Genomic DNA, 1,384 nt, shown 5'->3' with positions numbered 1-1,384 from the left:
AAAAAACTAAGGAGGGTAAAATAATGAGAATAAACACTAATATGAATGCTATGATAGCATTAAACCAAATGGGTAAAAACGTAGGATTATCTGGTAAGTCAATGAACAAATTATCTTCAGGAGAAAGAATAAACAAAGCTGGAGATGATGCAGCAGGTCTTGCAATATCAGAAAAAATGAGAAGTCAATTAAGAGGATTAGAACAAGCATCTAGAAATACTCAAGATGGTATATCAGTAGTTCAAACAGCAGAAGGTGCTATGGAGGAAGTTGGAAACATAGCTCAAAGAATGAGAGAATTATCTGTTCAATCTGCAAATGAAACTAACACTTCAGAAGATAGAGCTAAGATAACAGAAGAATTATCACAATTACATGATGAAATAAATAGAATAGCTGATTCAACTGAATTCAATAAGAAAAACTTATTAAACGGAACTGATTCAATAGGAAAAACTATAGATGTTAAGATGGAAGCTGCAGCTGCTGATAAATACTCTGTAGATGGTATAAAAGAATTAGGTCTTAAAGGAGATGTTGAATTAACTTCAGCTGTTTCTGCAGGTAAAACTAAATTAACTCTTAACGTTGGAGCTGATGTATTTGAATTAGATTCACTTACTGCTCTTGGTGGTACTGCTGGTGCTATTGGTAAAGGAGAATATACTTTAAAGAAAGCTACAGGAGAAACTGTAAAAGTTACTTTAAAAGAAGATATAGCAGCACCTTTAGCTAAAACTAAAATAGCAGTGTCAGCTGAAGCAGATATAAAAGGTCAATCTATAAACTTACAAGTTGGAGCTAACACTACAGATTCTCAAAAACTTAATGTTAAAGTGCAAAATGTAAATACAGAAACTTTAGGATTAGGTGCTGATAAAAAAGCTATAGAAAAGATGAACAAAGAAGGAAATGATGGAACTGTTGCAGCTAGAGCTATGATAGATTCTTTAGATAAAGCATTAGAAACAATAAACACTTCAAGAGCTAACTTAGGAGCAACTCAAAATAGATTAGAAACTGCTCAATCTAACTTAAGTACTTCAAGTGAGAACTTAACAGCAGCAGAATCAAGAATAAGAGACGTAGATGTTGCTAAAGAAATGATGAACTTATCTAAGTTAAACTTATTAACTCAAGCTTCTCAAGCTATGATGGCTCAAGCTAAAGCTCAACCAGAAGGTGTAATGCAATTATTAAGATAATTGTATCTATAATTTAACAAAAATAGACATAATTTTAAATTATGTCTATTTTTTTATTTTGATATTTAATTTAATTATAAAGAAAAATTAAATATTTTAATAAAAAGCGTAAAGTTTTATTAATATATGTCGATATATTATATTGTAAGGGATACTTAACTAAGTATTTTTACATAAAT

Annotated in this window: 1 protein-coding gene; it reads left to right on the top strand. The window is 30.1% G+C overall.

Annotation, left to right across the window (positions count from 1 at the left end; translation table 11 throughout):
* Window positions 1-23: 23 nt before the first annotated feature.
* Window positions 24-1,205, top strand: a complete 1,182-nt coding sequence (gene flgL, locus JWF52_RS18765; RefSeq protein WP_208334991.1) for a flagellar hook-associated protein FlgL — start codon at window positions 24-26, stop codon at window positions 1,203-1,205.
* The last annotated feature ends 179 nt before the right edge of the window (window positions 1,206-1,384 follow it).

This window comes from Clostridium sp. CCUG 7971, from assembly GCF_017590215.1.
In the GTDB taxonomy this organism is placed as follows: domain Bacteria; phylum Bacillota; class Clostridia; order Peptostreptococcales; family Peptostreptococcaceae; genus Faecalimicrobium.
Note: the sequence above shows the minus strand (reverse complement) of the source record. Positions and strands in the feature narration are given on the sequence as shown.

What these genes read in the sequence shown, in the direction of transcription:
- flgL (WP_208334991.1), top strand. Translation starts at nt 24, where the DNA reads ATGAGAATAAACACTAATATGAATGCTATGATAGCATTAAACCAAATG.